Source organism: Microbacterium sp. OVT16B, from assembly GCF_019969705.1.
Lineage (GTDB): Bacteria > Actinomycetota > Actinomycetes > Actinomycetales > Microbacteriaceae > Microbacterium > Microbacterium natoriense.
Window position 1 is genome coordinate 156587 of sequence record NZ_JAHXZA010000001.1, and the last position, 14268, is coordinate 170854.

The following is a 14268-nucleotide window of genomic DNA, read 5'->3' on the forward strand; positions in this document are numbered from 1 at the left end:
TATGGCAAAGCTGATTCTCACGAACGAGGTCGCCGGGCTCGGAAGCGCCGGTGACGTGGTCGAGGTCAAGAACGGGTACGCCCGCAACTACCTCATCCCCCAGGGCTTCGCTACGGCGTGGACCCGCGGTGGCGAAAAGCAGGTCGCTTCGATCCAGGCTGCTCGTCAGGCTCGCGCGATCCACGACCGCGACGAGGCCGTGGCCCTGAAGAACTCCCTCGAGGGCACCAAGGTCCGTCTCGCCGTCAAGGCGGGCGCCGAGGGTCGCCTCTTCGGTTCGGTCAAGACCGCCGATGTCGCAGACGCTGTCGCGGCTGCCGGTCTCGGTTCGATCGACAAGCGCAAGGTGCACATCACGTCGACCATCAAGTCGACCGGTGAGCACGAGGCCACGGTTCGTCTGCACGACGACGTGACCGCTGTCATCACGCTGCAGGTCGTCGCCGCCAAGTAAGGCGCGACGTCTGTCGAACGCCCCCTGTCCTCCGGGACAGGGGGCGTTCTGCGTACCGGGGAAGCCGCGCGACGGCGGGTGACGGATGCCGTCGGCATCCGTCCTGAGGGCATGGCGGATGCCCCGTGGTGAGGGCCACGGGGCATCCGCTGTATCGCGTGGGGCGCCGCAGGCTGCGGGCGAGTGAGGGGCTCCTATCCCGAAGGCTCTCGTCGGCGCACCCACGCTCCCGACGCGAGCGGCATCTCCTCCCCCGAGGATGACCGCTCCGCCGGGGGTATGGTCACGCCGTCGCGAGACGACGGCGTGAGAGTCCAGCGCCGAGGAGGAGCAGGAGAGCGGCGACCGCGGCGAGCCCGAGCGCTGGGGACCCTCCGGTGGTGGCGAGCGCGTCAGCGCCCGTCGCGGTCGCGGCGGCTCCGTGCCCGCTCGTCGCGGGGCTCGTGGCCGGAGTGGTGCCGGGGTTGGTGCCCGGGTTCGTTCCGGGGTTGGTGCCGGGGTTCGTCCCGGGGTTCGTTCCCGGGTTCGTTCCGGGGGTCGTGCCCGGGGTGGTCACCGTGCTCTCGCCGATCACGGCGATGGCGTTGCCGCCGATCGTGATCGGGAGACTGATCGGCAGCGCGAGCTGTGTCCCGCCGAGGATCGACCCCGCTCCGGTGGTCAGAACCCCGCCGAGGACCGGTGAGGTGGCGGGTGCGGGAGCGCCGGGGGTCCCGGTGACTCGGCTGGTGCCGAGGGCCGAGATGGCGTTGCCGAGCACCGACACCGGTGCGGTCACCGGGGCGACGACCTGGCTACCGCCGGCGATCGACTCGCTGCCACCGGTGGTGGGGCCGCTGCCCGCGGTGGAAGTGACGGGTGCGGGGGCGCCGGGGGTCCCGGTGACTCGGCTGGTGCCGAGGGCCGAGATGGCGTTGCCGAGCACCGACACCGGTGCGGTCACGGGGGCGACGACCTGGCTGCCGCCCAGGATCGACTCGTTGCCGGAGGTGCCGGCAGCGACGGCCGGTGCGGATGCCGCCGGCGCGGAGGCCGGTGCGCCCGTGACCGAGCTCGTGCCGAGCACGGACACCGCGTTGCCGAGCACCGACACGGGAGCGGTGACGGGTGCCACTGCTTGTGTGCCGCTGCCGAGCCCGTCGGAGCCGTTGGTGGATGCCGTGGCCGGTGCTGCGGGGGCCGGCGCCGGTGCTGCGGCGGAGGGACCCGTGACGCCGCTGGTGCCGAGCACCGAGATGGCGTTGCCCGACACGGTGATCGGGGCGTTGACCTGGAGCAGCGCTTGCGTGCCCGAGAGCACGCCGTCGTCGCCACTGGTCTGGACGGACGGCACCCCGGCCGTCGGCGGGGCCTGGGGAGCCCCTGTCTGGGGAACTGCGGCCGGGGTGCTGGTCGAGGACGTGCCGAGAACGCTGACGGCGTTGTTCTGCACGGTGACTGGGAGGTTCACGGTGACCACTGCCTGGCTGCCTGAGGCTGCGCCGGATGCGCCGCTCGTCTCCGCCGCAGGGGCGGGGGCTGGCGCAGGGGCCGCAGGGGCGGGTGCCTGGGTGGAGGAGGAACCGAGGAGGGAGATCGCGTTGCCCGCGACCGTGATCGGGGCCGAGATCGGCGCGACCACCTGGGTGCCGGAGAGGATGCCGTCGTCTCCGTCTGTCTCGGCCGCGTTGGCGACCGAGGCGCCGAGCAGGGTGATCCCGCCGGCGATCAGCGTGCCCCAGAGGGCGCGCTTCATGAATGTGCGCATGATTGAGCTCCTGACTGAGCTGGGTGTCGAAAGATGGGATGCGCGCGGGATTTGGGGTGCGCGCGCAGCACGTCATCTGCCGTCCTCACAGGGGAGGGCGGCTCGACACGGCGTCAGTCAGGGGAGACGTCGGTGTCGGCGACCGGAGACGCCGGCAGAGCGTCGTCGGGTGCGCCGGAATCCTGCTCCACAGCACGGAGCAGGGGGATGCCGTCGTCGCTGATGCGAGCGGCGGCAGCCGCTGAGCCTCCGCCGGAGCCGGCGGAGGAAGACGGGGAGACCGGCGCGCCGGGTGGCGCGGATGCCGGGTCGTTCGATGGCGACGGGGCGCCGTTCTGCGGGCCTGCGGGGGCGCCGGCCGACGAAGGGACGCCAGGGATGCCGCGGAGGCCTCCGCGGTCCTGTGCGGACGCGGGAGAGATGCCGGTCGCCGTGGCGAGGGCGGCGTCGACGGATGCCGCGGACTCACCGGGCTGGGCGGACGCACCGGCGTCCGTGCTGCCGGGGGTTCCCGGGGCACCGGGTTCGCCGGGGACCACGGGGGTCTGCGGCTCGAGAGCCTCGAGGACCGGCGGGATCGTCCCCTCGACGATCCCGCCGACGAGTCCGGTCGTGTCGTCGACGACACCCGCGACGTCATCCACGACCTGGGGCACGCCGAGGTCGTCGACCAGGTCGCCGACGATCGGAAGGCCGGTCACGGCATCCACGATCGGCTTCGTGATCGTGGAGACCGGAGCGCCCGTGAGAACGCCGGTGACGGGGGCGACGACCGCCTGCGCGGTATCGGTGACCGTCGTGACGACCGGTGCGGCGACGGGGCCGACGACCGGGACCTGAGCGACGGTCTGCGTCACGGTGCTGACCACCGCGGGGACCGCCTGCTGCACGGGGGCGACGACGGCGGTGACGACGGGGGCCACGACCTGCGTGACGACGGGAGCGACCGGGGCGGTCACGGTGCTCACCGTGTTGCTGACGAGTCCGGTGAGTCCGTCGAGCGGACCCCCGTCCTGCTCGTCGGCGTGGGCTGCGCTGCCACCGGTGAGGATCGTGAGGGCGGCCCACGCGAGCACACCGAATCCAGCCCAGATGACGCCGGCTGGTATGCCGCGTCGGGTGGCCCGAGCGTCCACGTTCCACCTCCCCCTCTGAAGGCAAACGCACCGTCGACGCGGTTGCGTCGATGCGCTGACGATACACCCGCTCCGCCCACGTGTCCACCGGCATTCCGGTGCACTGCCGGGGCCCGGCATCCTGCGACGCGCCCGAACCGCGGTCTGGCTTGACTTTCCCCAGGTTCTGCACATGTGAAGCTCTGTGACCTCAACCTTCAATGCCCGCTTGAACCCGATTCTCATCCACAGGGTGGGGAAACTGGGAATCCCAGGTCAAGGTCAAAAACTAGAGAGGGAATCTCGGTACTCCACCGGGTTATCCACATGCGTTCTGCACAGACACTCCGAGTTTCTCCGCATCCTTTCCACATAGTTATCCACAGGCTGTGTTGCACCCTGTTTCGGGCGTGAATAGCGTGGACGAGCGACCCGATGTCAGAGGGTCCTGGTTTGCTGTGCACCTGGCCCCACGGAGCCGGATCACACGTGGCACCGCCTGTCGAGACGGAGCAGCCGCACGCACGTTTCGTCGCATCGAAGGGAGCACTGTGTCGATCGCCGACATCTCGGAGGAGCGCCTCGGCGGAGGGCGTCCGCACGAGCGCACGCCCCCGCACGACCTCCTCGCCGAGCAGAGCGCGCTGGGCGGCATGCTGCTCTCGAAAGACGCCGTCGCCGATGTGATCGAGACGCTCAAGGGCGCCGACTTCTACGTGCCGAAGCACGAGCTGATCTTCGAGGCGATCCTCTCGCTCTACTCGCACGGCGAGCCGACCGACGTCGTCGCCGTCACCGACGAGCTCATCAAGACCGGTGAGCTCGGCCGCGCCGGCGGCGCCGACTACCTGCACACGCTCACCTCGATCGTGCCGACCGCGGCCAACGCCGGCTACTACGCCGGAATCGTCTCGGAGCGTGCGATCCTCCGCCGCCTCGTCGACGCGGGCACGCGCATCGTGCAGCTCGGCTACGCCGGAGAGGGCGATGCGACCGACATCGTCAACAACGCCCAGGCCGAGATCTACTCGATCACGGGCTCGGAGACGGCCGAAGACTACGTGCCGCTGCAGATCGCGGTCGACGCGGCGCTCGAGGAGATCGAGGCCGCGAGCGGTCGAGATGGATCGATGACCGGTGTGCCGACCGGGTTCAGGGAGCTCGACGAGCTCACGAACGGTCTGCACGGCGGCCAGATGATCGTCGTCGCGGCCCGACCCGCCATGGGTAAGTCGACGCTCGCGCTCGACTTCGCGCGCTCGGCATCCATCGGCCACAACCTGCCCTCCGTCTTCTTCTCCCTCGAGATGGGCAAGAGCGAGATCGCCATGCGTCTGCTCAGCGCCGAGGGGGCCATCCCGCTGCAGAACATGCGCAAGGGAAACCTCGACCCGCGCGACTGGACGACGGTCGCCGCAACCCGCGGTCGCATCAACGACGCGCCGCTCTACATCGACGACAGCCCCAACATGACCCTGGTCGAGATCCGAGCCAAGTGTCGTCGGCTCAAGCAGCGCGAGGGTCTGCGCATGGTCATCATCGACTATCTCCAGCTGATGACCTCGGGCAAGCGCGTCGAATCGCGCCAGCAGGAGGTCTCGGAGTTCTCCCGAAGCCTCAAGCTCATCGCCAAGGAGCTCCAGGTTCCCGTCATCGCCCTGTCGCAACTGAACCGTGGTCCCGAGCAGCGGCAGGACAAGAAGCCCGCCATCAGCGACCTGCGCGAGTCGGGATCGATCGAGCAGGATGCCGACATGGTGATCCTGCTGCACCGCGACTCCGTCTACGACAAGGACGTGCGCCCCGGCGAGGCCGACCTCATCGTCGCCAAGCACCGCAACGGCCCGACCGCGACGATCACCGTCGCCTTCCAGGGCCACTACTCGCGATTCGCCGACATGGCCCCCGGCGGGGACTTCAACTAGGAGATCGACGACCTATGGATCTCGCCGTCTGGGTCGTGCTCTTCGTCGTCGCCGCTGCGGCGCTGTTCGCCGTCGGGACGGTGGCGGCGCGACGAAACGAGCTCATCAGCACGGTGGCGATGCGGTGGACTCTCGGGTTCCTCATCGCCGGACCCGTTTCGGCCACCGTGGTCATCATGATCGGACTGGCCGTGGAGCAGAACGGATCGACGGTCGCCTTCGGCTTCGCCAGCCTCGGCGCTGCCGTCTCCTCGATCGTGGTGTGCGGGATCGCATCGGCGGTCATCATGCTCGTCGGACTCATCACTCAGAACGCCCGGCGACGTCGCGCGAGAAGGTCCCCTTTCAGCCTTCCGAATCGATGACTCGGGAGTGCGGACTGTGCCGGTGAGTCGGGTCGCATGCTGAGCACCTCACGCCTAGGGCGTGTCTGACGATTGGATCGATTGGTGCGCTGAGGCCGCGCTCAGCTACTGTGCTGCCATGAGCGATGCCGTGCTTCTGCATGTCGATGACGACGGATTCTTCTGCCTCGTCGCGCCCGATACGTATCGCGGCTTCGTCGATGAGGATTGGCAGCTTGAGCAGCTCCTGACCCACTTCGTCGGGCAGATGCGCGAGGGCTCCCTGTTCGTCGCCTATCCCGGCCCGGACGATGCTGACGAGGCGGTGAAGGTGGCCGACGATCGCCGTGACGCTCCGGTGTTGCGTGAAGCGGTGAGCACTGTCGATGTTGGAGCTGGCGGACTGTGGCTCACGGACTACACGCAGCTGACGATGGCCGCTCAGTTCGACGACGAAGGGCCGATAGCCTCGGGTGCGATCCGGCTTCCCGTGCAAGAAGGCACGCAACAAGTCATCCTCAGGCAGTTTGCTGACAGCCCGGGATACGTCCTCACCATCAGCCCGGTTGCGGACGACAACCACGAGCCGCTGAGCGCAGTTCCTTGGTTCTCTCTGGATTGAGCCAGCTACATGCCGTGTCCAGACGATGACCGAGGTCAACGCTGGAGACAGGCCGCGACAAGTGTCGGTTGGTTACGGTGGATATCGGGGCTTGGACCGCGGCTTCCGCGAGATGCTCCGACGAACTGATGGAGGTCATCGTGCCTGAGCCCACCGAACAGACCCGGACCACATCGATTCGGCGCCGTCGCCGGATCATCGGCGTATCGGTTGGTGCTGCGGTGCTCTTGGTCCTCCTCTTGGGCTGGCTCAGACTGACTCTCGGGCCGCCGCCCGGGTACTCCACCAACGTGTCGATCGCCCTGCGATACGTCGCGGACGACGGCCGTACCTACTCCTGCACGTACGACTACAGCACGCCTGACGACATCCCCATGCCCGCATCCGTCGCCCGGCAGATGAACGAGAAGGACTGGTCAGAGACCGGCCAACTCATGTACGAGTGGACCAGGGCCCATCCCACTGATTCCGCACAGCGTGAACTCGCGCCCGATGACCCTCGCGCGGATCCAGTGGCGTCATGGTCGGCCGCCATGGACACATTCATCGTGTTCCCTCCCTTGCCAGTGCTCAGATCCGAAGCGCGCGACGGCAGCAACTGCGAAGAAGGACTGCGGTAAGCCGTCCCTTCGGATCTCGTGCGTGGAAGCGTTCTGGAGAGCGACGTTCGGCGTGTCAGAGGAGCTCGCCGTCCTTCGCTCCACCCGCTCATCTGCCGCATCCGGTGCGAACATGGGAGCGTGCTCTCACCACAATCGCTCAGCGAGACCGACCGGCGGCTGGTTGCGGCGTGGGCCGCGGACTGCGCAGAGCGGGTTCTCTCCTCCTTCGAGAACGAAGCGCCGGGGGATGATCGCCCTCGCGATGCGATCGCGAGAGCGCGAGCGTACGCGCGAGGAGAGCTCGACTCTGCGGGCGAGATCCGCCGCCGCTTCGTTGCGGGTCGTGCGGCGGCGTCGGCGTCGGCACCCGGAGCGGTCGCCGCCGCGCGTGCAGCGGCACAGGCCTCGGGCGTTGCCCACATGGGCGCTCACGCGCTGGGGGCGGCCGCGTACGCGGTGAAGGCAGTGAGCATCGACCGCCCCGATGGCGTCGCCGCGGAGATCGACTGGCAGGTGGCGCACATGAGCGCCGACGTTCGAGCGGCACTGCTCCTCCTGCCACCGGTCGGTGAGGACTCCGCCGGTCCCCTGGTCGCCGGGGGGCTCTTGGCCCGAGGCATCCTCGGGACGACGATCCGAGCGCTGCAAGACCGGATCGCCGCGGGCCCGCCCTGAGGCGAAGCGTCTGATTGGTATACGCGAGCAGACGAGGAAGGCTGGGGACGCCGACGCGGAAGATCGGGGGTCCCCGTGTCGGCTGAGTGGGTGTCGTCTCGTTGCCTGGGGCGACGTCGCGAGTCGAACGGTCGGCACCCACCGCCCTACGGGTTGACCTGCAGAATCGCGTGCTGCTCTCTCACGAGCGACTCCGCGGTGTCGGTGCGCCGGCTGAGGATCGCCTCCCTGAGCGAGGCGCAGTTGGCGCGCAGCAGCGGCACGGCCGAGGCGTCGATCCTGGTCCGCTGAAGGTTCCTGCGGAGCGCGAATGACGTCTCGCGCATCATCGCGTGCTGCAGCGGGTTGTCGGCCTTCAGCGAGAGGAACGAATAGAGCTCTTCACGGGCCCCGGAGGACGCGATCGGATCGGGGAGGGCGGGCGGCAGACGGTCGACCAGTGCCGCGGCGAGGAGCAGGTCGTCGGCGCTCATCCGATCCACGGCGATGCGGGTCACGAGACCGGCCTGGAGTCCTGCGAACAGCAGCGACTGCTCCACGAGATCGTCGGTCACCTCGGTGACCCTGGTGAAGCGGCCCGCAGACATCTCGACCATCCCGATCCGCTCCAGGCGCTGCAGAGCCTCACGCACGGGCACGCGCGAGACGTACATGCGCGCGGCGAGTTCCATGTCGCGCAGTCGGGTGCCGGCCGCGAGCTCGCCGCTGATGATCTCCTCGGCCAGAGTGACGAAGATCGTCTCCGCGAGCAGCGGCTTCGGCGGGGGGATGCGAGGACGGGACTGGCTGATCATGCGACTACTGACGCTCTCTCATGCGGGGGTGGACGGGGAGGGCCTGTGGAACAGTGTCTCCCAGTTCTCTGAACCCCACCGCGGCGGCGTGGACGAGCGATCGACGCGCCGGCATCCGCCGGCGACCGATCCTTCACGGGATGATGCGCTGATCGCGCAGGTCCTGGAAGATGCGCAGGAACATGGCCTCGGTCTCGACGTACTCGTGGAAACCGGCACGGCGTGACTTGGAGGTATCGGCGATCACGTCGTAGTCCCAGCCGAAGACGAAGTCGCCGAACTGCCAGGACGACACGTCGCTGTACGGGGTGGGCAGCAACCCGTGGCGCTCGACCATCGAGTCCCAGAGGTCCGACTTGTCGGCCATGATCTCGCTGAGGCTCATCGGAAGAGGCGGCGCTGTGTCCAGGTCGAAGAACGCCGCGATCTTCGGCCACATGGTCGACCAGCGGTAGATGTCGCCGTTCGTGATGTTGTACGCCTGGTTCCGGCTCTCGGGGTTCGTGGCCGCCCACGTGGTCGCCTTGGCCAGAAGGTCGGCATCCGTCATCTCGATCAGGCTGGTGTACGCGCCGGGCTTGCCGGGGAACCGCAGAGGGATGCCGAGCTCTTTGCTGATCGAGGCGTAGACAGCGATCACCATCGCGAGGTTCATCGGATTCCCGAGGCCCACTCCGGCGACGACCGAGGGGCGCAGCGCCGACCACGACCACGAGGCGCCCTCCTGCCGTCGCTCGAGGAACTGCTGCTGATCGACGTTGAACTCCGGCGGCATGTGGGGAGGGTCGTCTTCCTTGGCGGGGGTCGCGAAGGGCCCGAGATGAGCGCCGTAGACCTTGTAGCCCTGCATGAGGCTGATGTGCTCGAGTCGAGGGGCTGTGGGTTCGATGGCGTCGACGACGTTCGTCAGCATCGCGAGGTTGGGCGGGACGAGCCCGGCCCAGGTCGGGCGATCCTGATACGCGGCGTAGAACACGTGCGTGACGTCGGTCAGGGTCGAGAGCTTCGAGACGGTGTCTTCGCGGTCGAGCAGGTCCACGGCGATGTGCTGCACCGCCCCGGTATCCGCGCCTCCCCTCCGTGACAGACCGATGACCCGCCACCCTCCCTCGCGTTCCAGGTGGGAGATCAGGTTCCCTCCGATCACTCCCCGCGCACCCACAACCATCGCGACCCTGTCCATGACGCTCCCATCGTTAAATCGTATTTTTACGATCTATGTCTAGCATGCATCGGTAAATCGCGATACTGCAATATACTTGGGGAATGGATGACGGAGATGCGAGCGGCGAGCTGATCGTGGCCTTCAAGGCGCTCGGGCATCCGACGCGTCTGGCGATCCTCGGTTGGCTGAAGGACCCGGGTTCGTTCCCTCCGCAGGATCAACCCGCCGAAGACGTCGGCGTGTGCCTGAAGCACATCCAGGCGCGAGCGAACGTCTCCCAGTCGACGGCCTCGCAGTTCATGGCCACCCTGCAGCGCGCGAACCTCGTCACGTGCACCAGGGTCGGCCAGTGGTCGCACTATCGGCGCAACGAGGAGCAGATCGCCCGTCTCGGCGCACTCGTGGGCACTGCGGTCTGACCCTCGACCTCGAGCACCGCGGCGGGTGTGATCCATCGCTGCCGAGACGGTCCGGTGGGACTACGAGACCGGTACTCGCGCATGATGTGCGGACGTGACGTCGCGATCGACGATGGGAGCTCACCCTTCGTACGACAGGAAGCAGATCGTGAATCTCAAGGCTCGCTCGACCCGCACCGCCGCCGCGCTCATCGCCGGCATCGCTGTCGCCTCCGTCGCCCTCGTCGGATGCTCGACCCCTGGCGCCTCGGCGCCCTCCACCAGCGCCGACGCACCCCAGCCCGACGCTTTCGACGCGGCGACCGTCAAGAAGCTCGACGCGATCATCGAGGATGCCGTGACGACGCAGAAGCTGCCGGGCGCGATCGTCGCCGTCTGGAGTCCTGAAGGCGACTACGTCACGGCCGCCGGATACGCCGACGTCGACAAGAAGACGACGCTCACGACAGACGTCAATCACCGCATCGGCAGCGTCACCAAGACGTTCACGGTCACGGCGCTGCTGCGCCTCGTCGATGCCGGTGACGCCTCACTCGACGACCCGATCTCGACATACGTCGATGGCGTCCCCGAGGGCGACCGCATCACTCTCCGCCACCTCGCCGGTATGCGATCGGGCCTGGCCGACTACTCGCAGAACGAGGAGTGGCAGATGTCACTGCTCGAGGATCCGCGTCAGCCGGTCACCCCGCAGTCGCTTCTCGACGTGGTGAAGGATGAGCCACTGCACTTCGAGCCCTGTTCGCAGGTCGAGTATGTGAACACGAACACCATCCTCATCGGACTCGCGATCGAGAAGATCACGGGTCAGCCCCTTGCGGACGTCGTGAAGACCGAGGTGACCGATCCACTGGGAATGGACCACACGTTCCTGCCGACGGGCAACGAGTTCCCGTCGCCGCATGCGGAGGGGTACACGAACCAGACGCTCGACGGCGCCGCCACCACGGCGACCGACTGGAACCCGTCCTGGGGGTGGGCTGCGGGCGCGATGATCTCGACGCTCGATGATCTGAAGATCTGGGTGCCTGCACTCGCCAAGGGCGAGCTCCTCTCGCCCGAGATCCAGAAGGAACGACTCGATGTCACGCCGATGGCGCCGGGCGCCGAGGATGCCGGGTACGGACTCGGCATCTTCAAGATCAACGGATGGATCGGACACAACGGCAGCCTGCCGGGCTACAAGACCGTCACGATCTACCTGCCCGAGAAGGAGATGACACTCGTCGTCATGGTGAACTCGGATATCGAGGATGAGAAGTCCAACCTTGTCAGCGCACTCATGACCCCGCTGACCGAACTGCTCACACCGGACAACGTGTACAGCTGACCCCGGGATCGGCGGCCGAGGGGCCGGAGGGTCGTGTGTCCTGCGGCTCTCCGGCTCGGTGGCGCGAGTCCACCCGCGGATTCTCGCTCCCCGCCTGCGGGCGCCCGACCCTCCCGCGCCTCCGGGCACGGGCGGGTCGAACCGCCTCGGCCCGCATCCGAGTGGCCTGCTATCGTGCGGATGGCCGCTCGGCGAGAGACCGCGGTGCCGTGATCCCTGAGGAGGACTTCCGTGAGCCCTGATCTGTTCCAGATCGTCCTGTGGGGAACGACCGGACTTCTGCTGGCGGGTCTGTGCACGTTCTGGTGGCGGCAGGAGGTCCGCGAGCGCCGAGACGCAGAGCTGGTGAAGCGCTGGCGGAAGGGCACGGTGTGGAGCGCCGACACCTCCGCCAGGGTCGTCCGCGTCGCTCGGGTGGAGCCCGGGCGCGCGTGGCTCGACGGAGATCATGAGATCGAAGTGATCCTGCCCGATCACGTGACGGACCTCGACACCGGGTGGTATCTCCACGTCACGGGATGGGTCCCCGCGGCGCGCGCGGTATCGAAGGGCGAATCGGTCACCCTCGATGCAGACCACGTGCTCGACGCGTTCCCTCCCCACACTCCCGCGCTCGACGACAAGCTGGCGGGCAGAGGAGAGCGCAGGCCAAGATTCTTCAGCCGGCTGCTCGGATTGCGCGGGATGTAGGCGGCATCCGCGCTCAGGCGCAGATGGCGTGCCGTGCCGCAATGGCGGATTCGCGCTCCTCCAGAAGACGGCGGAAGTTCGCCTTGGCGCGCTGCGCGAGCGACGAGATCGCGGATGCCGGTCGGTCGAGCCGCACTTCGAGATCTCTCGGCTTCGCCCCCTCGATGTGCATGGCGGTCAGGACGATGCGCTGATCGTCGGGAAGCAGGCTCAGGATCTCGTGGACGGCCGCGACGTCGCGCTCCAGATCGATCTCGGTCAGGCGGGGGTCGTTGTCGGCGGCACGCTCCCACGACGAATCCAGGTTCCAGGTGCGCGAGCGGGGGGAGCGGAGCTCATCCGTAACGCGGTTCCGCATCGCACGTGCGAGATAGGCGGCCAGATGGGTGCGCGGGCCGGTGCCGCGAACCCAGAGCGCCAGCACGGAGACGATGGCTTCCGACAGGAGGTCGTCGGCATCCATCACGTTCCCGGCGATGCGGCGCGCCATGGCGGTGAGCATCCGCAGGTTCTGGGCGAAGTACTCGCCGGCGGCGGCGCGATCTCCGTCGGCGGCCGCCGCGATGAGCGCGGCGTTGGCGTCGGTTTCGGCGGACAGGGTGGGCGCGGGCAGCGTCAGGGCGACGAGAGTCGACGGCACAGGGGTCTCCGGGGAGGCGGGCGCACGGAGGCGGCAGGGGTATGGGGGCGAGGGACGAGAGACGCGCAGGCCTTCGGGGGCGCGTGCGCAGAACGTCCTCATAAGAAGAGACGACGCAGCGCGGATTGTGTTACACGAATCCTCCGTCACGGTTGCATAACGGTGTATCGGTGGGGGTCGGATCTCGCGATCTCCGACAGATTCCACGCCTCGTCTCGTTCTCTTCTTCGGAACAATCTCTGTCTTCTGGGGGCAGAGCATCGCACGCTGGGGAGAACACACGATGATTCGCACTATTCGGCGACGCGGCATTCTGCTGCTCGCACCCGTACTCGCTCTGACGGGACTGCTGACGCTCACGGCCACGTCCGCGCAGGCGGCGACGACGACCGTCACCGACTGGACCACTCTGGATGCCGCCTTCGACGCCGCCGCCGACGGCGACGTGATCGTCCTCGGCGCCGACATCGACGCGAGCGGAACAGCCGACTATCTCGGCGTCCCGTCCGGTGCAGGCGTCACCCTCGACCTGAACGGCCACTCGCTCACCCTGGCTCCCTTGACGGGGCCGGGTCTCCACGTCGGAAGCACCTCGACGCTCACCGTCGACGACTCCGTCGGCACGGGCCGCCTCGAGGCGGTCGGCAGCGCGAACCCCGCCGACCCTTGGCCCTACTTTCCGGGGATCGGCAGCGACACGACCGACCTGACCGCCGGCGCGCTGACGATCCGCGGAGGCGACGTGATCGTCCGCGGAGGGCAGTACGCCGCCGGCTTCGGCGGGTCGCGATTCGTCGGCGGCGGAGCGCTCACCATGACGGGCGGCTCGCTGACGGCTCAGAGCGGCACGTTCGCCTCGGCGGCAGGCGCCGGCTACCTCGTGTCGAACGACTCCTACGCGGGTTCGGTCACGGTCGTCGGAGCCGAGGATGCGACGGGTCTGCCGACCCTGTCGGGCAGCGGCAGCGCCGACACCGAGCCGTCGCCGGTCATGTACACGTCGCCCACCACCGGCATCATCGTCACCGGGCATGCGAACAGCGCCGTCGCCGACCAGGGCGCCCTCGTCCTCGCCTTCCACTACCGCGTGACCTTCGCCTACGCCGACGGGACCACCGCCGACTCGACGCAGATCGTCGACTGGGGCAAGACGCCTCTCGTGCCGGCCGACCCGGTGCGCCCCGGCTACACGTTCGCGGGCTGGGCGTCGTCGGTGCCCGGCGTGACGCCCGCGGATCACGTCACCGCTCCGGTGACGTTCACGGCACAGTGGGTCGCCGCGCCCGTCGACGTGGTGTTCGACCCGGCCAACGGCGACGCGACGACGTCGCAGAGCGTCGCACCCGGCCAGGCGCCGGTCGTGCCGGCCGACCCGGTGCGCGCGGGCTACACGTTCGCCGGATGGGCGTCGTCGATCCCCGGCACGACGCCGACCGACCCCGTGACGGTCGCAGTGACCTTCACCGCGCAGTGGACGGCTGTCCCGGTGATCCCTGACACGCCCGACACGGGCGGGACGACGGGCGGGGCGACCGTCGGGAAGACGCCGAACGGGAGTGCCACTCTGGCGATCACCGGCGGTCAGGTGCCGTCGCTGTGGGCGCTGATCGGGGTGCCGCTCGTGCTGGGCGGCATCGCCCTGCTCGTCCGCACTCGTCGCCGGACGGGTTCCGCGACGTCCTGATCACCGCATCCTTCGCTGAGGTCCCGCAGACGTCCTGACGGCGTCGGCGGGACCTCTCGCTG

General features: G+C 68.4%; 15 protein-coding genes. 10 read left to right on the top strand and 5 right to left on the bottom strand.

Annotated elements, in window-relative coordinates:
- The first annotated feature begins 1 nt into the window (after position 1).
- A complete protein-coding gene (gene rplI / locus LC438_RS00730) occupies positions 2-454 on the top strand; it encodes a 50S ribosomal protein L9 (RefSeq protein WP_105676775.1) in 453 nt (150 codons plus the stop codon).
- Positions 455-737: 283 nt separating this feature from the next.
- Here rplI and LC438_RS00735 read toward each other — a convergent pair whose 3' ends face one another.
- On the bottom strand, positions 738-2201 hold the full coding sequence (locus tag LC438_RS00735; protein ID WP_223585514.1) for a chaplin family protein: 1464 nt from the start codon (positions 2199-2201) through the stop codon (positions 738-740).
- Positions 2202-2314: 113 nt separating this feature from the next.
- Positions 2315-3337 carry a hypothetical protein gene (locus LC438_RS00740; protein ID WP_223585515.1) on the bottom strand — a complete coding sequence of 341 codons (1023 nt, stop codon included), beginning with the start codon at positions 3335-3337 and terminating at the stop codon, positions 2315-2317.
- A 530-nt stretch (positions 3338-3867) separates the two neighbouring features.
- On the opposite strand from LC438_RS00740, the gene dnaB reads away from it, so the two are divergent.
- The 5 genes from dnaB (at position 3868) to LC438_RS00765 (ending at position 7484) form a co-directional block, all read left to right on the top strand.
- Positions 3868-5241, top strand: coding sequence for a replicative DNA helicase (dnaB, locus tag LC438_RS00745; protein ID WP_105676779.1), 1374 nt, complete (start codon positions 3868-3870; stop codon positions 5239-5241).
- A 14-nt stretch (positions 5242-5255) separates the two neighbouring features.
- A complete protein-coding gene (locus LC438_RS00750; RefSeq protein ID WP_105676780.1) occupies positions 5256-5606 on the top strand; it encodes a hypothetical protein in 351 nt (116 codons plus the stop codon).
- Positions 5607-5724: 118 nt separating this feature from the next.
- A complete protein-coding gene (locus LC438_RS00755) occupies positions 5725-6207 on the top strand; it encodes a hypothetical protein (protein ID WP_105676781.1) in 483 nt (160 codons plus the stop codon).
- A 140-nt stretch (positions 6208-6347) separates the two neighbouring features.
- On the top strand, positions 6348-6827 hold the full coding sequence (locus tag LC438_RS00760; protein WP_146114363.1) for a hypothetical protein: 480 nt from the start codon (positions 6348-6350) through the stop codon (positions 6825-6827).
- Between the two features lie 120 nt (positions 6828-6947).
- Positions 6948-7484: a putative immunity protein gene (locus tag LC438_RS00765; RefSeq protein ID WP_105676784.1), complete on the top strand. Its 537-nt coding sequence runs from the start codon at positions 6948-6950 to the stop codon at positions 7482-7484.
- 146 nt (positions 7485-7630) lie between these two features.
- Here LC438_RS00765 and LC438_RS00770 read toward each other — a convergent pair whose 3' ends face one another.
- Both LC438_RS00770 and LC438_RS00775 read right to left on the bottom strand, forming a co-directional pair.
- A complete protein-coding gene (locus LC438_RS00770; protein WP_105676785.1) occupies positions 7631-8278 on the bottom strand; it encodes a GntR family transcriptional regulator in 648 nt (215 codons plus the stop codon).
- A 133-nt stretch (positions 8279-8411) separates the two neighbouring features.
- Positions 8412-9461: an SDR family oxidoreductase gene (locus LC438_RS00775; protein WP_308116167.1), complete on the bottom strand. Its 1050-nt coding sequence runs from the start codon at positions 9459-9461 to the stop codon at positions 8412-8414.
- A gap of 83 nt (positions 9462-9544) precedes the next feature.
- Here LC438_RS00775 and LC438_RS00780 point away from each other — a divergent pair, with 83 nt between their 5' ends.
- The 3 genes from LC438_RS00780 to LC438_RS00790 all read left to right on the top strand — a co-directional run bounded on the left by LC438_RS00780 (position 9545) and on the right by LC438_RS00790 (position 11882).
- Positions 9545-9862 carry a helix-turn-helix transcriptional regulator gene (locus tag LC438_RS00780; protein WP_105676788.1) on the top strand — a complete coding sequence of 106 codons (318 nt, stop codon included), beginning with the start codon at positions 9545-9547 and terminating at the stop codon, positions 9860-9862.
- A gap of 148 nt (positions 9863-10010) precedes the next feature.
- The gene (locus LC438_RS00785) at positions 10011-11192 is read left to right on the top strand and encodes a serine hydrolase (protein WP_223585516.1); all 1182 of its coding nucleotides are present in this window, start codon (positions 10011-10013) and stop codon (positions 11190-11192) included.
- Positions 11193-11423: 231 nt separating this feature from the next.
- Complete coding sequence (locus LC438_RS00790; protein WP_223585517.1) at positions 11424-11882, top strand: hypothetical protein; 459 nt, start codon at positions 11424-11426, stop codon at positions 11880-11882.
- Positions 11883-11895: 13 nt separating this feature from the next.
- Here LC438_RS00790 and LC438_RS00795 read toward each other — a convergent pair whose 3' ends face one another.
- A complete protein-coding gene (locus tag LC438_RS00795) occupies positions 11896-12522 on the bottom strand; it encodes an RNA polymerase sigma factor (protein WP_223585518.1) in 627 nt (208 codons plus the stop codon).
- A 283-nt stretch (positions 12523-12805) separates the two neighbouring features.
- On the opposite strand from LC438_RS00795, the gene LC438_RS00800 reads away from it, so the two are divergent.
- The gene (locus LC438_RS00800; RefSeq protein WP_105675838.1) at positions 12806-14206 is read left to right on the top strand and encodes an InlB B-repeat-containing protein; all 1401 of its coding nucleotides are present in this window, start codon (positions 12806-12808) and stop codon (positions 14204-14206) included.
- Positions 14207-14268: the final 62 nt, after the last annotated feature.